Annotated in this window: 12 protein-coding genes; 9 read left to right on the top strand and 3 right to left on the bottom strand. The window is 73.1% G+C overall.

The genetic code is table 11. The annotated features are described in order from the left end of the window. Nucleotides 1-60 precede the first annotated feature (60 nt). The 4 genes from putP to ER308_RS16260 all read left to right on the top strand — a co-directional run bounded on the left by putP (nt 61) and on the right by ER308_RS16260 (nt 7,016). Entirely contained in the window at nt 61-1,587 is a 1,527-nt protein-coding gene (putP, locus tag ER308_RS16275) for a sodium/proline symporter PutP (protein WP_131155970.1), read from the top strand. Between the two features lie 106 nt (nt 1,588-1,693). Continuing rightward, nucleotides 1,694-2,728, top strand: a complete 1,035-nt coding sequence (locus tag ER308_RS16270) for a proline dehydrogenase family protein (RefSeq protein ID WP_131155969.1) — start codon at nt 1,694-1,696, stop codon at nt 2,726-2,728. Next, nucleotides 2,728-4,347, top strand: a complete 1,620-nt coding sequence (pruA, locus tag ER308_RS16265; RefSeq protein WP_131155968.1) for an L-glutamate gamma-semialdehyde dehydrogenase — start codon at nt 2,728-2,730, stop codon at nt 4,345-4,347. Before ER308_RS16270 ends, pruA begins: the two co-directional genes overlap by 1 nt. Before the next feature lie 32 nt (nt 4,348-4,379). Continuing rightward, nucleotides 4,380-7,016 (top strand): penicillin acylase family protein, encoded by a 2,637-nt coding sequence (locus tag ER308_RS16260; protein ID WP_165492175.1) that lies wholly within the window; start codon nt 4,380-4,382, stop codon nt 7,014-7,016. Between the two features lie 30 nt (nt 7,017-7,046). Here ER308_RS16260 and ER308_RS16255 read toward each other — a convergent pair whose 3' ends face one another. After that, nucleotides 7,047-8,090, bottom strand: coding sequence for a 5'-3' exonuclease (locus ER308_RS16255; RefSeq protein WP_165492174.1), 1,044 nt, complete (start codon nt 8,088-8,090; stop codon nt 7,047-7,049). 225 nt (nt 8,091-8,315) lie between these two features. Between ER308_RS16255 and ER308_RS16250 the strand changes: the two genes are divergently transcribed. Beyond that, nucleotides 8,316-9,089, top strand: a complete 774-nt coding sequence (locus tag ER308_RS16250) for an SDR family NAD(P)-dependent oxidoreductase (protein WP_131155965.1) — start codon at nt 8,316-8,318, stop codon at nt 9,087-9,089. Between the two features lie 46 nt (nt 9,090-9,135). On the opposite strand, the gene ER308_RS16245 is transcribed toward ER308_RS16250, so the two are convergent. Beyond that, entirely contained in the window at nt 9,136-9,648 is a 513-nt protein-coding gene (locus ER308_RS16245) for a hypothetical protein (protein ID WP_131155964.1), read from the bottom strand. A 177-nt stretch (nt 9,649-9,825) separates the two neighbouring features. Here ER308_RS16245 and pepN point away from each other — a divergent pair, with 177 nt between their 5' ends. Continuing rightward, entirely contained in the window at nt 9,826-12,414 is a 2,589-nt protein-coding gene (gene pepN, locus ER308_RS16240) for an aminopeptidase N (RefSeq protein WP_131155963.1), read from the top strand. A gap of 141 nt (nt 12,415-12,555) precedes the next feature. After that, complete coding sequence (locus tag ER308_RS16235; protein WP_131155962.1) at nt 12,556-13,221, top strand: lytic transglycosylase domain-containing protein; 666 nt, start codon at nt 12,556-12,558, stop codon at nt 13,219-13,221. Between the two features lie 34 nt (nt 13,222-13,255). Here the strand turns inward: ER308_RS16235 and ER308_RS16230 are convergent, their stop codons facing one another. Next, nucleotides 13,256-13,936 (bottom strand): CPBP family intramembrane glutamic endopeptidase, encoded by a 681-nt coding sequence (locus ER308_RS16230; RefSeq protein ID WP_131155961.1) that lies wholly within the window; start codon nt 13,934-13,936, stop codon nt 13,256-13,258. Nucleotides 13,937-14,141: 205 nt separating this feature from the next. Here ER308_RS16230 and ER308_RS16225 point away from each other — a divergent pair, with 205 nt between their 5' ends. Further along, nucleotides 14,142-15,074 (top strand): acetamidase/formamidase family protein, encoded by a 933-nt coding sequence (locus ER308_RS16225; protein ID WP_240731831.1) that lies wholly within the window; start codon nt 14,142-14,144, stop codon nt 15,072-15,074. 141 nt (nt 15,075-15,215) lie between these two features. Then, nucleotides 15,216-15,914: a beta-phosphoglucomutase gene (gene pgmB, locus ER308_RS16220; protein ID WP_131155959.1), complete on the top strand. Its 699-nt coding sequence runs from the start codon at nt 15,216-15,218 to the stop codon at nt 15,912-15,914. The last annotated feature ends 36 nt before the right edge of the window (nt 15,915-15,950 follow it).

Genomic DNA, 15,950 nt, shown 5'->3' with positions numbered 1-15,950 from the left:
GTCCTCGCGATCCCACCGTGGGAGGCACCGGCGCCCCGCCGTCCGACAGGAGGATCCACGATGGTCGATCTGAACGCACCGGTGCTCGTGACCTTCGTCGTCTACCTGATCGCGATGATCGGTATCGGCCTCTGGGTCTACCGGCGCACCGTCACCCTCAGCGACTTCGCGCTGGGGGGCCGTGACCTGAACGCACCGACGGCGGCGCTGTCGGCGCAGGCCAGCGACATGTCCGGATGGCTGCTGCTCGGCCTCCCGGGTGCGGTGTACGCCGCGGGGATCGGCGCGACGTGGATCGCGGTCGGCCTCGCCGTCGGCACGTACCTCAACTGGCTGATCGTCGCGCCGCGGCTACGCACCTACACCGCGCGGGCGAACAACTCCATCAGCCTCTCGGCCTACTTCGAGGAGCGCTTCGAGGACCGCACCCGATCGATCCGGGTCGTCTCGGCAATCGTCATCATCGTGTTCTTCACCGTGTACGTCTCCAGCGGCCTGGTCGCGGGCGGGGTGCTCTTCGAGTCGACGTTCGGCGTCCCCTACACCACCGCCGTGACGGTCGCGACGCTGGTGATCGTCGTGTACGCGTTCCTGGGCGGATTCCTGGCCGTCAGCCTCACCGACGCGGTGCAGGGCACCCTCATGTTCCTGGCACTGCTGGTCCTGCCGCTCCTCGGCATCGGCGTGCTCGGCGGGTTCGACGTGCTCACCGGCCAGGTGCAGGCGGCCTCGCCCGACCTGTGGACCCTGGGCACCGAGGCGACCTACGACGCGGAGGCGGGGACCTGGGGCGCGCCGGAAGCGGTGGGGGCGATCGGGATCGTGTCGTTGCTCGCCTGGGGGCTCGGATACTTCGGGCAGCCGCACATCGTCGCGAGGTTCATGGGGATCCGGTCCGCCACGATGGTCCCGACCGCGCGCCGCATCGGCACGACCTGGGTCGTCGTGACCCTGGCCGGGGCGACGCTCGTCGGCCTCGTCGGCATCGGCCTGCTCGACCAGCCGCTCGACGATCCGGAGACGGTGTTCCTCGCGTTGATCCAGGAGCTCCTCAACCCGTGGGTCGGCGGCGTGCTGCTGGCCGCGGTGCTCGCGGCGATCATGTCGACCGCCGACAGCCAGCTGATCGTGTCGTCGACCGCGCTGACCGAGGACTTCTACCGGGCATTCCTGAACCGTGACGCCAGCGGCATGACCCTCGTCTGGGTAGGGCGCGCCACGGTGATCGCCGTGGCGATCGTCGCCTACATCATCGCGCTGCCCGGCGAGACCGCGATCCTCGACATCGTCGCGTTCGCCTGGGCGGGGTTCGGGGCCGCGTTCGGGCCGGTGATCATCCTGTCGCTGTTCTGGTCGCGGATGACCGGGGCCGGCGCGATGGCTGGCATCGTCGCCGGCGCAGCCACCGTGCTCGTCTGGGAGCAGGTCCCGGCCCTCGTCGACACCGGCGTCTACTCGATGCTGCCCGGCTGGGCCGCGGCGCTGATCGCGGCGTTCGTGGGCGGGCGCTTCTTCGGCAAGGTCCCCGAGCGCGCCTGGGTCGGCGACTACGCCGACGAGGAGGCCGAGGCCGCCCCGCAGGCATAGCCGACGCAAGGCCCCTCGGCGGTGCGGCGGGCGCGGACATCGCGCCGCCGCGCCGCGGGCACGATGACGGTCCCGGCGACCGGGGCCGGACCGAGAGGAGCCCGCGATGGTGTCGACCGTGCTCGCGAAGGCGTCCGAGTCACGCCGCTTGGAGCGCCTGGTGGCTCGCAGCCGGCCGGCGCGTGCGGTGGCCATGCGGTTCGTGGCGGGAGAGCGCCTGGAGGACGGCCTCGACGCGGCCTCCGCCCTCGCCGAGCGGGGACGGTCGACGAGCCTGGACTTCGTCGGCGAGCGCGTGGTGACCGAGGAGGACGCCCGCGAGGCGGCTGCCATGTACCACCGGGCGCTCGACGGCATCGACGCGCGTGGTCTGCCCGCGGGCATCAGCGTGAAGCCGACCCAGTTGGGGTTGTTGGCGTGGCCGGCGCGCTGCGCCGAGCTGGTGGACGGGATCGCGACCCGCGCGGGTGAGGTCGGCGCGCACGTCACGCTGGACATGGAGGACTCGGGCACGACCGAGGCCACGGTGCAGCTGGTGGAGGCCTGCCATCGCGCCGGCCACCACCACGTCGGCTGCGCGTTGCAGACCTACCTGCGTCGCACGGAGGCGGATGTGGTGCGCCTCGAGGGGATCGGCGCGAGCCTGCGCCTGTGCAAGGGCGCGTACGCCGAGCCGGCGCATCTGGCCTACCAGTCGCGTCGGGAGACGGACGCGAGCTACCGCCGTTGCGCCACCCGCCTGCTGGCGCACGGCACCTACCCGCGGTTCGCGACGCACGACGACGCGCTGATCACCCATGTGCTCGACGAGGCAGCGCGACTGGGCCGCTCGGCGGACAGCTTCGAGTTCCAGATGCTCTACGGCGTGCGCGCCGAACTGCAGGCGCGCCTGGTCGACGAGGGCTTCCGGGTCTGTGTGTACGTCCCGTTCGGGCAGCGTTGGTACGCGTACTTCATGCGCCGTCTGGCCGAACGCCCCGCGAACGTGTTGTTCCTGGCCAGGGCACTGCGCGGACAGGTGTCGCGCCGGGCCGACCGAGGGGCGCGCACCGTGCCGTCGTTGCCGGTCGATGCTCGCAGTGGGCCGCGCCCACCCGAGACGGTCCCTGATCCCGCTGGCACGGAGGAGGTCGATCGCTGATGACGTTCCGAGTCCCCGCCCCGTACAACGAGCCGATGCGTGCGTACGCGCCGGGCAGTGCCGAGCGCGCCGCGCTGTCCGGTGAGATCGAGCGGTTGCGCAAGGAGCGCGTGGACGCGCCGTGCGTGATCGGCGGGCAGGAGGTGCGCACCGGCGAGGTGTTCACCGCGCGCAGTCCGCACGATCACACCTGCGAGCTCGCGGACGTCCACGCGGCGCGGCAAGAGGAGGTCGAGCAGGCGATCGACGCGGCCCGGGAGGCCAAGGCCGAGTGGTCGCGCTGGTCGTTCGCCGCCCGCGCGGCGGTGTTCCTCAAGGCCGCGGACCTGCTGAGCGGCCCGTGGCGGCCGACGATCAACGGCGCGACGATCCTGCACCAGGGCAAGTCGGTGCACCAGGCCGAGATCGAGGCCGTCGCCGAGTTCGCGGACTTCCTGCGCTTCAACGTCGCGTTCGCCCAACAGCTGTACGAGCAGCAGCCGTACTCGCCCGAGGGCGTCTGGAACCGCATGGAGTACCGCCCGCTCGAGGGGTTCGTGTTGGCGATCACGCCGTTCAACTTCACCGCCATCGCCGGCAATCTTCCGACCGCGCCGGCGCTCATGGGCAACACGGTGGTGTGGAAGCCCTCGGAGAAGCAGGCCTACGCCGCGCACTTCACGATGGAGATGCTGCGCGCGGCGGGGCTGCCCGACGGGGTGATCAACCTCGTGCACGGCGACGGGGCACTGGCCACCGATGTCGCCACCGCCCATCCCGAGCTCGGCGGGGTGCACTTCACCGGCAGCATTGACGCGCTGCGCTCGATCTGGAAGAAGGTCGGCGCCGGCATCGATCACTTCTCGAGCTTCCCGCGCGTGGTCGGCGAGTCCGGCGGCAAGGACTTCGTCGTCGCACACCCCACCGCCGACGTGCCGGCGCTGGTGGTGGCGCTCGGGCGCGGCGCGTTCGAGTACCAGGGCCAGAAGTGCTCGGCGGCCAGCCGCGCCTACATCCCCCGCTCGCTGTGGCCCGAGGTGCGCGACGGCCTCGCCGACCTCGCCCGGCAGGCCAAGGCCTCCATGGGTGACGTGAGCGACCTGTCCACGTTCATGGGCGCGGTGATCGACCGAGCCGCGTTCGAGAAGCACCGCGACGCGATCGAGGGGATGCGCGCCGACGGCGCCGAGATCATCGCCGGCGGCGGCACCGACGAGACCGACGGCTGGTTCGTCGACCCGACCGTGATCGTCACCACCGACCCGCAGGCCGACACCATGCAGCGCGAGCTGTTCGGGCCGATCCTCACCGTGTACGTCTACGACGACCCCGACTGGGACGACACCCTGGCCCTGGTGGACCGGACCAGCCAGTACGCGCTGACCGGCGCGGTGTTCAGCCAGGACCGCGCCGCCGGCTACCACGCGCTCGACCAGCTCCGCGACGCCGCCGGCAACATCTACTTGAACGACAAGCCCACCGGCTCGGTCGTGGGCCAGCAACCGTTCGGCGGCGCCCGCATGAGCGGCACCAACGACAAGGCCGGCAGCCTGCTCAACATCACCCGCTGGACCAGCGCCCGCGCCATCAAGGAGAACTTCGTGCCACCGCACGACTGGCGCTACCCGCACATGGGATAGGGTCGACGGCCCACCGCCGACCCGGAGCTGCCTTGGCGTCATCCGTCGCACCTCGCCGCTGGCCGCGGCGCCTGGTCGTCACGCTGCTGGTCGTGCTGCTGACCGCGGTGCTCGGGGTGACGGTCGGGGGATGGCTGCTCCTTCGAGCCGCCTACCCCGACCACGCGGGCGAGGTGAGGCTCGCCGACCTCGACGCGGAGGTGGAGGCCCGACGCGACGAGCGGGGGGTCCCCTACCTCCTCGGCGACACGAGCGAGGACCTCTACCGCGCGCAGGGGTTCGTCCACGCCCAGGACCGGTTCTGGCAGATGGAGACCATGCGCCACATCACCGCCGGCCGAACGGCGGAGCTGTTCGGACCCGAGCAGCGCGACACGGACCGGTTCCTGCGCACGCTGGGGTGGCACCGCGTCGCCGAGGAGGAGTACGCGGCCCTCGACGACGAGCACCGCGGGCTGCTCGACGCGTACGCCGACGGGGTCAACGCCTACCTCGAGGATCGCGCGCCGCACGAGCTCGGGGTCGGGTTCCCCCTCCTGCGCCTCACGGGCGTGGCGCACGAGCCCGAGCCGTGGCACCCGCGGGACACCCTCGCGTACCTCAAGCTCATGGCGTGGGAGCTCGGGGGGAACCTCGAGGAGGAGCTCGAGCGCGCCGTGCTCGCCCGGACGCTGGACGACGACGAGATCGCCGAACTGTTCCCCGAGTACCCCGAGGACGTCCCGCGGATCGTTCCGTCCGACCCCGACGACGAGGGGAGCCACACGGGTCCGGCGACCCCCGGGTCCTCGAACCTCGCGTCCGAGACGTCCGAGGGCCCGGGCGTCGCCGACGCGCTCGCCAGGGCGGCCGCAGCGCTGGAGGCCGGCGAGCGTGCCCTCGGACCGGTCACCGACGGGATCGGCTCGAACGCCTGGGTCGTCGGCGGGGAGCACACCTCCTCGGGCGCCCCGCTGCTCGCGAACGATCCGCACATCGGCGTCCAGAGCCCCGCGATCTGGTACGAGGTCGGCTTGCGTTGCCGCGAGCGGACCGAGGCCTGCGCGGACGACGTGACCGGGTTCTCGTTCCCCGGCGTCCCCGGGGTGGTGATCGGCCACAACGATTCGGTGGCCTGGGGCTTCACCAACCTCGACCCCGACGTGCAGGACCTGTTCGTCGAGCGCGTGGACCCCGACGACCCGACCCGCTACGAGACCGGGGAGGGCCCGGCCGAGGCCGAGGTCCTCACCGAGGAGCTGCACGCGAGCGACGGCTCCGTGGAGACCCTCGAGATCCGGGTCACGCGCAACGGGCCGATCATCTCGGACGCCTTCGAGCCGCTCGACGAGCTCGACGTCGACGGTACCGCCGCGCGCGCGGGTGAGCCGTCGCCCCTGGCCGAGCGCACCGATGGCGAAGCACCGACCGGAACCGGCGGGGGGCGCATCGCGGACCCGGTGCACGAGATCTCGTTGCGCTGGACGGCCCTGGAGCCGACCACGGTCTTCGAGGCCCTACCGGCGATGAACCGGGCCCGCGACCTGGAGGAGTTCCGCGAGGCCGCCGCCCGCTTCGAGGTGCCGGCACAGAACCTCGTCTACGCCGACACCGCCGGCACGATCGCGTACCAGGCGCCCGGCACGATCCCCGTTCGCGGCGCCGGCGACGGGACGGTGCCCGCACCCGGCTGGGACGACGCGTATCAGTGGCAGGGCTCCATCCCCTTCGACGAGCTGCCGCGAGAAGCCGATCCGGACCGAGGATGGATCGTCACCGCGAACAATCCCGTGCCACCGGAGGACTACCCGTGGTTCCTCTCGGTCGACGACGAGCACGGGTACCGGGCCGGCCGGATCATCGAGATGCTCCAGCGACGCGTCGACGCCGGCGGCGACATCGACGTCGCCGCGGCCGCCGCCGACCAGCTCGACACGAGGGACGGGTCAGCGGACTTCCTCGTGCCGCATCTGCTCGCGCTGGACTCGGACGCGCCTGCGGTGGCCGAGCTCGGGGACCTGCTCGACGAGTGGGACGGGCGCGCGCACGCGGACAGCGCGGGCGCCGCGGCGTACGCGGCGACGTGGCGGGCGCTGCTCTCGCAGACGTTCGGCGCGTACCTGCCGGAGGCGTACCAGCCCGAGGGCAACTCTCGGTGGTTCGAGGTCGTGCGCCGCGCCCTCGAGGACCCGGGGAGCCCGTGGTGGGACCACCCGGACACCCCGGTCACCGAGACCCGCGACGACGCCCTCGAGAACGCGCTCGCCACCGCGTGGTTCGAGCTGCGACGCGAGCTCGGCACCGACCCCGACGATTGGCGCTGGGGCGACCTCCACACCGTCACGTTCGTCGAGGGCACGCTCGGCGAGTCGGGGATCGCACCGGTCGAGGCCCTGTTCAACCGCGGTCCCTACCCCGTCGACGGCGGGACGGGCATCGTCAACGCGACCTCGTGGGCGGCGGACGAGGGGTACGAGGTGCGGGCGCTGCCCTCCATGCGGATGGTGGTCGACCTCGGCGACCTCGACCAGTCGACGCGACAGGCCACGACGGGCCAGTCGGGCCATCCGGGCCACCGGCACTACAGCGACACCATCGATGCGTGGCTCGAGGGCGAGCAGTTCGACGTGCCCTGGTCCGAGGCGCGCATCGAGGACGCGACCGTCGACCGCCTCCGCCTGCAGCCGTAGGCCGAAAGAGCCCGCGCGGGGTCTCCTGACTCAGCCGTCGAGGGGCGTCTCCGGCAGCGGCACCGCGTCGGGCCGGGCCCCGACCGCCGCGGCGAGGCGGCCCGCCAGCGGCCCGAGGCCCCACCCGTCCAGGGTGGCCGCGACCGTTTGGGGGGCGGGGCGTCGGAAAGCGGCGTCGAGGTCCACATCGAGATCACGGCGCACGTTCATGAGCGCCACGTTGCGTCGGTGAACGGAGTCCGGTCCCCGCGCGAGGTCGTCGAGCAGCGCCTGACCCGCCTCGCGCCCGAGCACGCTGCGACAGCCGATCGGGTCGGCACCGGCCGCTTCCACGTCGTCGAACGCCTCCAACAGCGCGGCGGCCCGCCGCGGCCCGATGCCGGGGACCCCCGGCAGGTTGTCGCTCGTGTCGCCCCGCAGCGCGGCGTACTGCACGTAGCGCGCCGGCTCGATCCCGAGCTTGCGCCGCAGCCGCTGCGGCGTGAGGTGCTCGGTCCGCTCGGCCGCGTTGCGCAGGCGCAGCACGGTGGTGCGCTCCGTGGCGAGGGCGTAGGCGTCACGGTCGCTCGTCGCCACCGCGCAGCCCCAGCCGCGGGCCTCGGCCGACGCGGCGGCGGAGGCCACGACGTCGTCGGCCTCCCACCCCGGCGCGACCACCGCGCAGAGGCCGAGCCGCGTCAGGTCGTGCGGCAGCCGGTCCAGCAGCTCGACGAGGTCGTCGGGCTTGTCGCCGCGCTGTGCCTTGTAGGAGGGCTCGAGGTCCCTGCGGTGGGATCGCTCCCGGCAGTCGAATCCGACGATCAGCCCGTCCGCGCCGGCCTCGTCGCAGATCGCCGCGAGCAGTGCGAGGAACCCGTAGCGTCCGCCTCGTCCGTTCGCGTAGGCGTGGTAGGCGCGGTGGGCGACCGAGTCGCCGTCGACCGCCAGCACGCGTGGACCCGCGGCCGCTTGAGCCGCGGTCGTCGACCAGGGGGCGGCAGCGGGGCGGGGGGGCGCCGCGGCGGTGTCGACGCCCACCGCCGACCCGGCCGCCCTCGGGTTCAGCTCGGCGTCGAAGAGCGTGAGCGCATCCACCGGTGGGGTCCTTCGCTCGTCACGCGGGAAGGGTCGCGGGGAAGCGGACCCCAGCATGCCCGATGGGATCCGCCGAACGCGAACACCTGACCCCGGTTCCGGCCCGCCGTCCCCAACGTCGGCCGGTCCCCGGGCCGTACCATCGATCGTCGGCCGGCCACCCGGGCCCTACTATCGATCCTTCGTGTTCCGACCATCGCTGCGGCCCGCGACGGAGGAGGCGGCGTGGAACTGGACGGCAAGATCGCGGTGGTGACCGGCGCCTCGAGCGGACTGGGGGAGGCCGTCACCCTGCGGCTGGCCGAGGAGGGCATGACCGTGTACGCGGTGGCACGTCGGGCCGAGCGGCTCGACGGCCTCGCCACCGCGCGCCCGCCCCACGCTCCCGGCCGGATCGTGCCGCATCCCGCGGATGTCACCAGCGACGACGACGTCCGTCGCCTCGCGGCGCGCGTCCGCGACGAACGCGGTGCGTGCCACGTGCTCGTCAACAGCGCGGGCGCGGTGTTCGGCGGACGGTTCCGCTCGGACGAGGACCGCGCCGACGTGGAGGCGCTGATGGACCTCAACTTCGGCGGCACGGTGCGCTGCATGGGAATGTTCGCCCGTTTGCTCGCCGACAGCGCTCCCAGCCGGGTCGTCAACGTCGCGAGCGTCGCCGGGAAGCTCGCCGCGGGCCCGCCGGGGTACCCGGCCAGCAAGTTCGCGACGGTGGGGTTCACCGAAGCGGTCGGCCCGCACTGGGCACGGCGCGGGGTCGAGGTCAGCCAGCTCAACCCGGGCTTCGTGCGCACCGAGGGCTTTCCGCAAGTGGGGCTCGTCGGATCCTGGATCGGGCGCCGCCTGGTGATCGAGCCCGCCGACGTCGCCGAGGCCGTCGTCGACGTCGCCCGCCGGGGCACCCCTGAGCGCACCGTGCCGCGTTGGTACCGGCTGTTCGTCGTGGCCCGCCACGTCGCGGCGCCCGCCATCCGGTTCGTGAGGCGGCGCGTCGGCTGAGCCCCGAACGCACAGCACCCGGGGCCGGCCCCGGCAGTGCCGGACGTCAGGGCCGCGCCGCCGAGTCGCCCGAACGGTGGCCGTCCGGCTCGTCACGCTCCACCACCGGACCGGGCCGCAGGATGACCGCCAATCCGGCGCCGACGAGCAGCAGCGGCCACCAGTCGGCGGCCGCCACTAGCACGTCGAGCGCCTCGGCGAACTGGATCACCCCGACGGCGGTGAGCGTCGCTCCCGGCAGCAGCGGCCACCACCCGCCGACACGCCCGCCGGTCGCGAGCCGGTCGAGCAACGCGACGAACAGGAACCCGGTCCCGAGACCGAACAGCGTCGCGCCGGGGACCTCGAGCTCGACCTCGATGACGAAGCCGCTCCCGAACCCGGTGAGCAACCCGCCGGGAACCAGGAACTCGTAGCGTCGCGTGAGCGCGTAGACGCCGAGGAAGCCCGCTCCGATCAGCGCCGGTACCAGCGTGGGGGCGAGATCCAGCTGCAAGACCGTCAGGAGGATGATCCCCACGGTCACCAGGGCAAGCCCCACGACGCGGTCTCGGCTCACGGGTGGCTCGTTCCTCTCTGGTCGGGCGGCGCCCCCATCTTCACCGATCGACGGTGCCACGGGCAACGCAGCGTGCACGAGTCCGTCCGATCCCGCCGCACCGCTCCCCCGCAAGCCTCGTACCCTGGACGCCTGCAACCCACGACCGGGGTCCCCCACTCGAGAGAAGGCCGTCGCGTGCATGCCAACCTGACCCGTGAGGAGGCCCGCGCCCGCGCAGAGCTCGTCAGCGACGTCGCGTACGTGGTCGAACTCGACCTGCGTGAGGGCGACGATCCCGCCGTTCCCACGTTCCGGACCCGCACGACCGTGTCGTTCCACGCGCGGCGGCCCGAAGCGGCGACCTTCCTCGACCTCGACGCCAGCGAGCTGCTCGCCGCGTCCCTGAACGGCGAGCCCGTGCCCTCCGACGCGTACGACGGGACGCGCCTGCACCTCGACGGGCTCGAGGAGCGCAACGTCGTGGAGGTCACCGCCCGCGCGGCGTACGAGCGCTCGGGGGTCGGCCTCCACCGCTTCTTCGATCCCACCGACGGCGCCGCCTACCTGCACACCCAGTTCGAGCCGTTCGACGCCAACCGCGTCTACGCGTGCTTCGACCAGCCCGACCTGAAGGCGCCGTTCCGCCTCGTCGTGACCGCGCCCCCCGCGTGGACGGTGATCGGCAACCAGCCCCCCGACGGCGAGCCGGTGCCCGTCGACCCCGTGACGCCGGAGGCCGGGCGCACCTGGCGCTTCGGTGCGACGCCGCCGATCTCGACCTATCTCACCGCGGTGTGCGCGGGCCCGTTCCACGCGGTGCACGACACGTGGCGGCCCTCCCCCGAGGCCCGCGAGTTCGGCGCCCAGCCGGTGACCCTGGGGCTCTACGCGCGCGAGTCGTTGGCCCCGCACCTGGACACGGACGCGCTGTTCGACGTCACCCGACGTGGCCTCGAGTGGTTCACGACCGCGTTCCGCCACCCCTATCCGTTCGCGGACTACGAGCAGCTGTTCGTGCCCGAGTTCAACTGGGGCGCGATGGAGAACCCCGGCTGCATCACCTTCAGCGAACAGTTCGTCTTCCGGTCGCGCGTGACCGATGCCTCCCGTCAAGCGCGTGCCTCGACGATCCTGCACGAGATGGCGCACATGTGGTTCGGCGACCTCGTGACGATGCGCTGGTGGGACGACCTGTGGCTCAACGAGTCGTTCGCGACCTACGCCGGCACTCGGGCGCTGGCCGAGGCGACGGAGTTCACCGACGCATGGGCCAGCTTCTCGGTCGGCACCAAGGCCTGGGCGATCACCCAGGACCAGCTGCCGTCCACCCACCCGATCGCGGCCGACATCCCCGACGCGGAGTCGGTCCGGACCCACTTCGACGGGATCACCTACGCGAAGGGCGCGTCGGTGCTCGTGCAGCTCGCCGCCTGGGTCGGCGACAAAGCCTTCTTCGACGGGCTCGCCGCCTACTTCTCGCGGCACGCGTGGGACAACGCCGAGCTGGGCGACTTCCTGGCCGCGCTCGAGGAGGGCTCGGGTCGCGACCTCGCGGCCTGGTCGCGCACGTGGCTGGAGACCAGCGGCATCGCGACGCTGCGCCCGACGGTCGAGTCGGACGCGGATGGCCGCTACACGCACGTACAGGTGCACCAGGAGGTCCCCGACGCGCACCCGACGCGGCGGCCACATCGCCTCGCCCTCGGCTGCTACGACGACGACGGGCAGTGGATCACCCGCCGGGAACGCATCGAGCTCGACGTCGACGGCGCGATCACCGACGTCCCCGACCTGGTCGGCGCTGCCCGACCGGACCTGCTCGTGCCGAACGACGGTGACCTCACGTTCGCGAAGCTGCGCCTCGACGAGACCTCGCTGGCGACGCTCGAGCGCGGGCTGCCGCGGATCGCCGAGCCACTGGCCAGGGCCGTCTGCTGGGGTGCCCTGTGGGATCTGACCCGCGACGCGGAACTGCCCGCCAGCCGGTTCGTCGGTCTCGCCGCCGACCATGCCCCCTCCGAGGGGACCATCCCGCTGCTGCAGGTCGTGACGCGCCGCGTCGAGCACGCCATCGCGGCGTTCGTCGAGCCGTCGCGGCGCGAGGACGCGCGCCAGCGGATGTGGGCGGCCGCGCAGGCGGCGCTCGGCGACGCAGCCCCGGGCTCGGACGCACAGTTGCAGTGGGCCCGGGTCGCCGCGGCCGTCGCGGCCGACACCGAGCACCGCGAATGGGTGCGCGGCCTGTTGGGGGGCAACGTCGTGATCGAGGGCCTCGAGGTCGACGTCGACCTGCGCTGGTACCTGCTCGTCGCGCTCGCCGCGCACGGGGATGTCGACGAGGACCGCATCGACGAGGAGGCACGCCGGGATCCCACCGACATGGGTGCCCGTCGGGCCGCGGCCGCACGGGCGGCCCGCCCGGACCCGACGGCCAAGGCCCACGCGTGGGAGCAGCTGACCATCTCCGACGAGCCGTCGCTGGCGCTGCGGCGCGCGATCGCCGAGGGGTTCTGGCAACCTGGCCAGGAAGCGCTCCTCGCGCCGTTCGTCACCGAGTACCCCGAGACCGTGGCGCACGCATGGCGCGACCGGAACGTCGAGGAGGCGATCACCATCACGACCGCCGCGTACCCGCGCACGGTGGTCGGCACGGAGGCCGTGGAGACCGCGGACGCCGCCCTGGCGCGCGGCGACCTGCCGGCTCCCGCGCGCAGGACGGTCGCCGAGGAGCGGGACCACACGCTGCGGGCACTTCGGGCTCGCGAGGCCGACGCCACGGGCTGAGCGTCCGGGGACGTGGCCGGTCGGACGGGGAGCCCGGGCATGGTGGGCGTTTCCCGCACCAGGAGACATGGGTAGGCCGTGCTCGCGAATTCCGGCCAAGAGCCGGAAACGCCCATACTTCCCCATTCGGAAGGCGCATCCATGCCGCGCATGCGACCTCGCCCGCCGTCCACGCTTCCGGTCATCGCGCTCGCCTTCGCGTTCGCGGCCACCGCCGAGTACACGGTGGAACCGGGCGACACGCTCTCGGGCATCGCCGCCGAGCACGGCGTCTCGCCCGCAGAACTGGCCGAGGCCAACGACCTCGCCGACCACGACCTCGTCCTGGCCGGCACGACCCTGCGCATCCCGGAGGCCCGTCCCGGCGGCTCGGGAGCGTCCGCACCGGGCGGCGACGGCGTCCCGATGTCCGCCCCGCCCGCGATCGGCGACCTGATCGAGCGCACCGCGCACGAGCACGGCTGGAGCCCGGCCTTCGTCAAGGCGGTGGCCTGGCAGGAGTCCGGGTGGCAGCAGCAGCGGGTGAGCAGCGCCGGTGCCGTCGGGATCATGCAGGTCATGCCGGGAACGGGGACGTTCGTGTCCACGCGGCTCGCGGGAGAGGACCTCGATCTGGCTGACTCCGCCGACAACGTCCGCGCCGGCGTGCTGTTCCTCGACCACGTCCACGACCTGACCGGCGGGGACGTGGAGCTCACCCTGGCCGGCTACTACCAGGGCCTCGCGTCGGTCGAGCGGTACGGCAAGTTCGACGACACCCGCGCCTACATCGACAACGTCCTGGCGCTGCGCGAGCGATTCCGCTGATCGGACAGCAGGGCTCACGGCGGGACCCGGGCGCCTAGCCGAGCGCGATCGCCGCCGCCGCGGCCGTCACCGCCGCCGCGTTCAGGCCCCAATGGGCCAGCAGCGGCGCCAGCAGGCTGCCACTGCGCCCCCGCAGCCAACCGAACAGCCACCCACCGATCGCGGACACCACCACCGCACCGCCGATCGCGCCGACTCGCGCCGCGGGCGCCTGGGCGAGTTCGTTGGCCTCGAGTGCGATCCACGTCGGGGTCACGTGCCAGAGACCGAACACGGCGCTCTGCACCAGCTGGGCGCGGCGCCAGCCGATCCGCCGCGCCCAGGCCCCGAGCAGCGCCCCGCGGAACGCGACCTCCTCCAACAGGGCCGTGCCGAACGGGATCCGCACGAGCGCGCGGAACGCCACCCCCGCAGCACCCAGCTCCGCGATCCGGGCGTCGGCGAGCAACGGCCGCGCGGCGGGCACCAGCACCGCGGCGCCGAGGCACAGGAAGGCAGCCAGCGCGACACCACCGCCCCAGGCGACACCCGAGGGCACACGAGCCCTGGTGAGGCCCAGCTCCGGCGTCCCCAGCCCGGCGGACCGGCTGAGCAGCACGATCCCCGCAGCGACTGCCAACGAGACCGGCATGTACCAGCGCTCGAACGGCTGCCAGAGGTTCGCGACGTTGTTCCAGAGGGCGAGGAACGCGGTGAGCCCGGCGGCGAACCACATCGGGCCAAGGGTGCCGCCCGCGGTCGGAGCTGGCACCCTGCCGTGGCCGGCCCACGACACCGTCGGTGCCAGCCGGCCAGCGGCGGCACCGACCGGCGGGCCCGGCGACGAGCACGCGGCCGGACGACGAACACGGCCGGCGACGAACACGGCCGGACGACGAACACGGCCCGGCGGTAAGGGGCCCGGGGACGAGGAGGGCACGGTGAGACCCGCGCACACGCTGCACGCCGCACAGAGCCATGCGGGCTGGGATCGCGACCTCGCCCCCGAGCTCGAGGTCGCCCCGGGAACGACGATCGCGCTGGAGACCCACGACGCCTCGGGCGGGCAGCTGGCGCCCGGCAATGACGCCGAGGCGCTCACCACGCTGGACTTCGGGCGTGTGAACCCGACGACCGGGCCGGTGCGCATCGATGGTGCGCAGCCGGGCGACGCCCTGGCCGTGCGCATCGAGGCGCTCGAGCCCACCGGCTGGGGCTGGACCGCGAACATCCCCGGCTTCGGGTTGCTGGCCGACGACTTCCCGGAGCCGGCGCTGCGCCATTGGGACCTCACCGGCGGTTCCTCCGCGGCCTTCGGGGACGCGGCGCGGGTGCCGCTGCGTCCGTTCCCCGGCACGCTCGGCGTCGCACCCGCCGAGCCCGGCCCGCACAGCGTCATCCCACCGCGGCGGGTCGGGGGGAACATGGACACCCGCGACCTCGTCGCCGGCACGACCGTGTGGCTGCCGGTGGAGGTCGAGGGCGCGCTGTTCAGCCTCGGCGACACGCACGCCGCCCAGGGCGACGGCGAGGTCTGCGGCACGGCGATCGAGTCGCCGATGACGGTGACGGTGACCCTCGACGTCGTGCGGGGCGACGCACCGCACGCACCGGTGTTCGAGACGACCCGCTCCCAGCGCGACGGCGAGGACCGCGACGGTGTGCTCGCCACCACCGGGGTGGGTCCCGACCTGTTCGAGGGGGCCAAGGAGGCGGTCCGAGCGATGATCGAGCTGCTTGGCCGACGTCACGGGCTGGAGCCGGTCGACGCCTACCTGCTCTGCTCGGTCGTCGCCGACCTACGGATCTCCGAGATCGTCGACCAGCCGAACTACGTCGTCACCTGCGCGTTCCCTCGCGCGGTGCTCACCTGAGCCCCACCCGGGCGGGATCGTGTGCATCTGTGCACGTCGCTCCGCCCGGGCGGGTTGAGGCTCACCGCGCCCGGGCAGGACCATGTGCAGGGACGCACACACCCCCGCCCGGATCCCGGGTCGGCAGCGACAGGAGCGCACGTGCGGCCGAGAACAGGAGCGCGCGCGGACGAGGCCACCCGCCTCGACGCGGTGATCTTCGACCTCGACGGGGTCCTCACCGACACCGCCGAGTTCCACGAGCGCGGCTGGGCGCGGCTCGCCGACGAGCAGGGCTGGCACTTCGACTCCGCCCTGGCCGACGAGCTGCGCGGGGTCTCGCGGATGGACTCGCTGGAGCGGATCCTCGCGGAGAACGGCGTCACCGCGGACGTCGAGCAGAAGCGCGAGTGGGCCGACCGCAAGAACCGCTACTACGTGGACGCGCTGGACGAGCTCTCCCCCGCCGACCTGCTGCCCGGCGCCCTCGAGCTGGTGCTCGCGTGCAAGGACGAGGGCCTCGCGGTCGCGATCGGTTCGTCGTCGCGCAACGCACCGATGGTCCTCGACCGGCTCGGGATCACCGACCAGTTCGCCGCGGTCAGCGACGGCAACGCCGTCGAACGCGCCAAGCCCGCGCCGGACCTGTTCCTCCACGCGGCGGACCAGCTCGGGGTCGCGGCCGAACGTTGCGTCGTGGTGGAGGACGCGGCCAGCGGGGTGGACGCCGCCCTCGCGGCCGGCATGGTGACGGTCGGCGTCGGCCCGGCCGAACGGCTCGGCCACGCGCACCACCGGTTCGACACCGTCGCCGAGATCGACCTCGACCGTATCCTCGATCCCGAGGGTGCCGGGTCCTGACGAATACGACTCCGCACGTCGTTCGTGGGCCGTCGC

Origin of the sequence: Egibacter rhizosphaerae (assembly GCF_004322855.1) — a bacterium.
GTDB classification, from domain to species: Bacteria; Actinomycetota; Nitriliruptoria; order Euzebyales; family Egibacteraceae; genus Egibacter; species Egibacter rhizosphaerae.
Note: the sequence above shows the minus strand (reverse complement) of the source record. Positions and strands in the feature narration are given on the sequence as shown.

Coding starts and splice junctions, on each gene's coding strand:
- putP (WP_131155970.1), top strand. CDS start 61: ATGGTCGATCTGAACGCACCGGTGCTCGTGACCTTCGTCGTCTACCTG.
- ER308_RS16270 (WP_131155969.1), top strand. CDS start 1,694: ATGGTGTCGACCGTGCTCGCGAAGGCGTCCGAGTCACGCCGCTTGGAG.
- pruA (WP_131155968.1), top strand. CDS start 2,728: ATGACGTTCCGAGTCCCCGCCCCGTACAACGAGCCGATGCGTGCGTAC.
- ER308_RS16235 (WP_131155962.1), top strand. CDS start 12,556: ATGCCGCGCATGCGACCTCGCCCGCCGTCCACGCTTCCGGTCATCGCG.
- ER308_RS16230 (WP_131155961.1), bottom strand. CDS start 13,936: ATGTGGTTCGCCGCCGGGCTCACCGCGTTCCTCGCCCTCTGGAACAAC.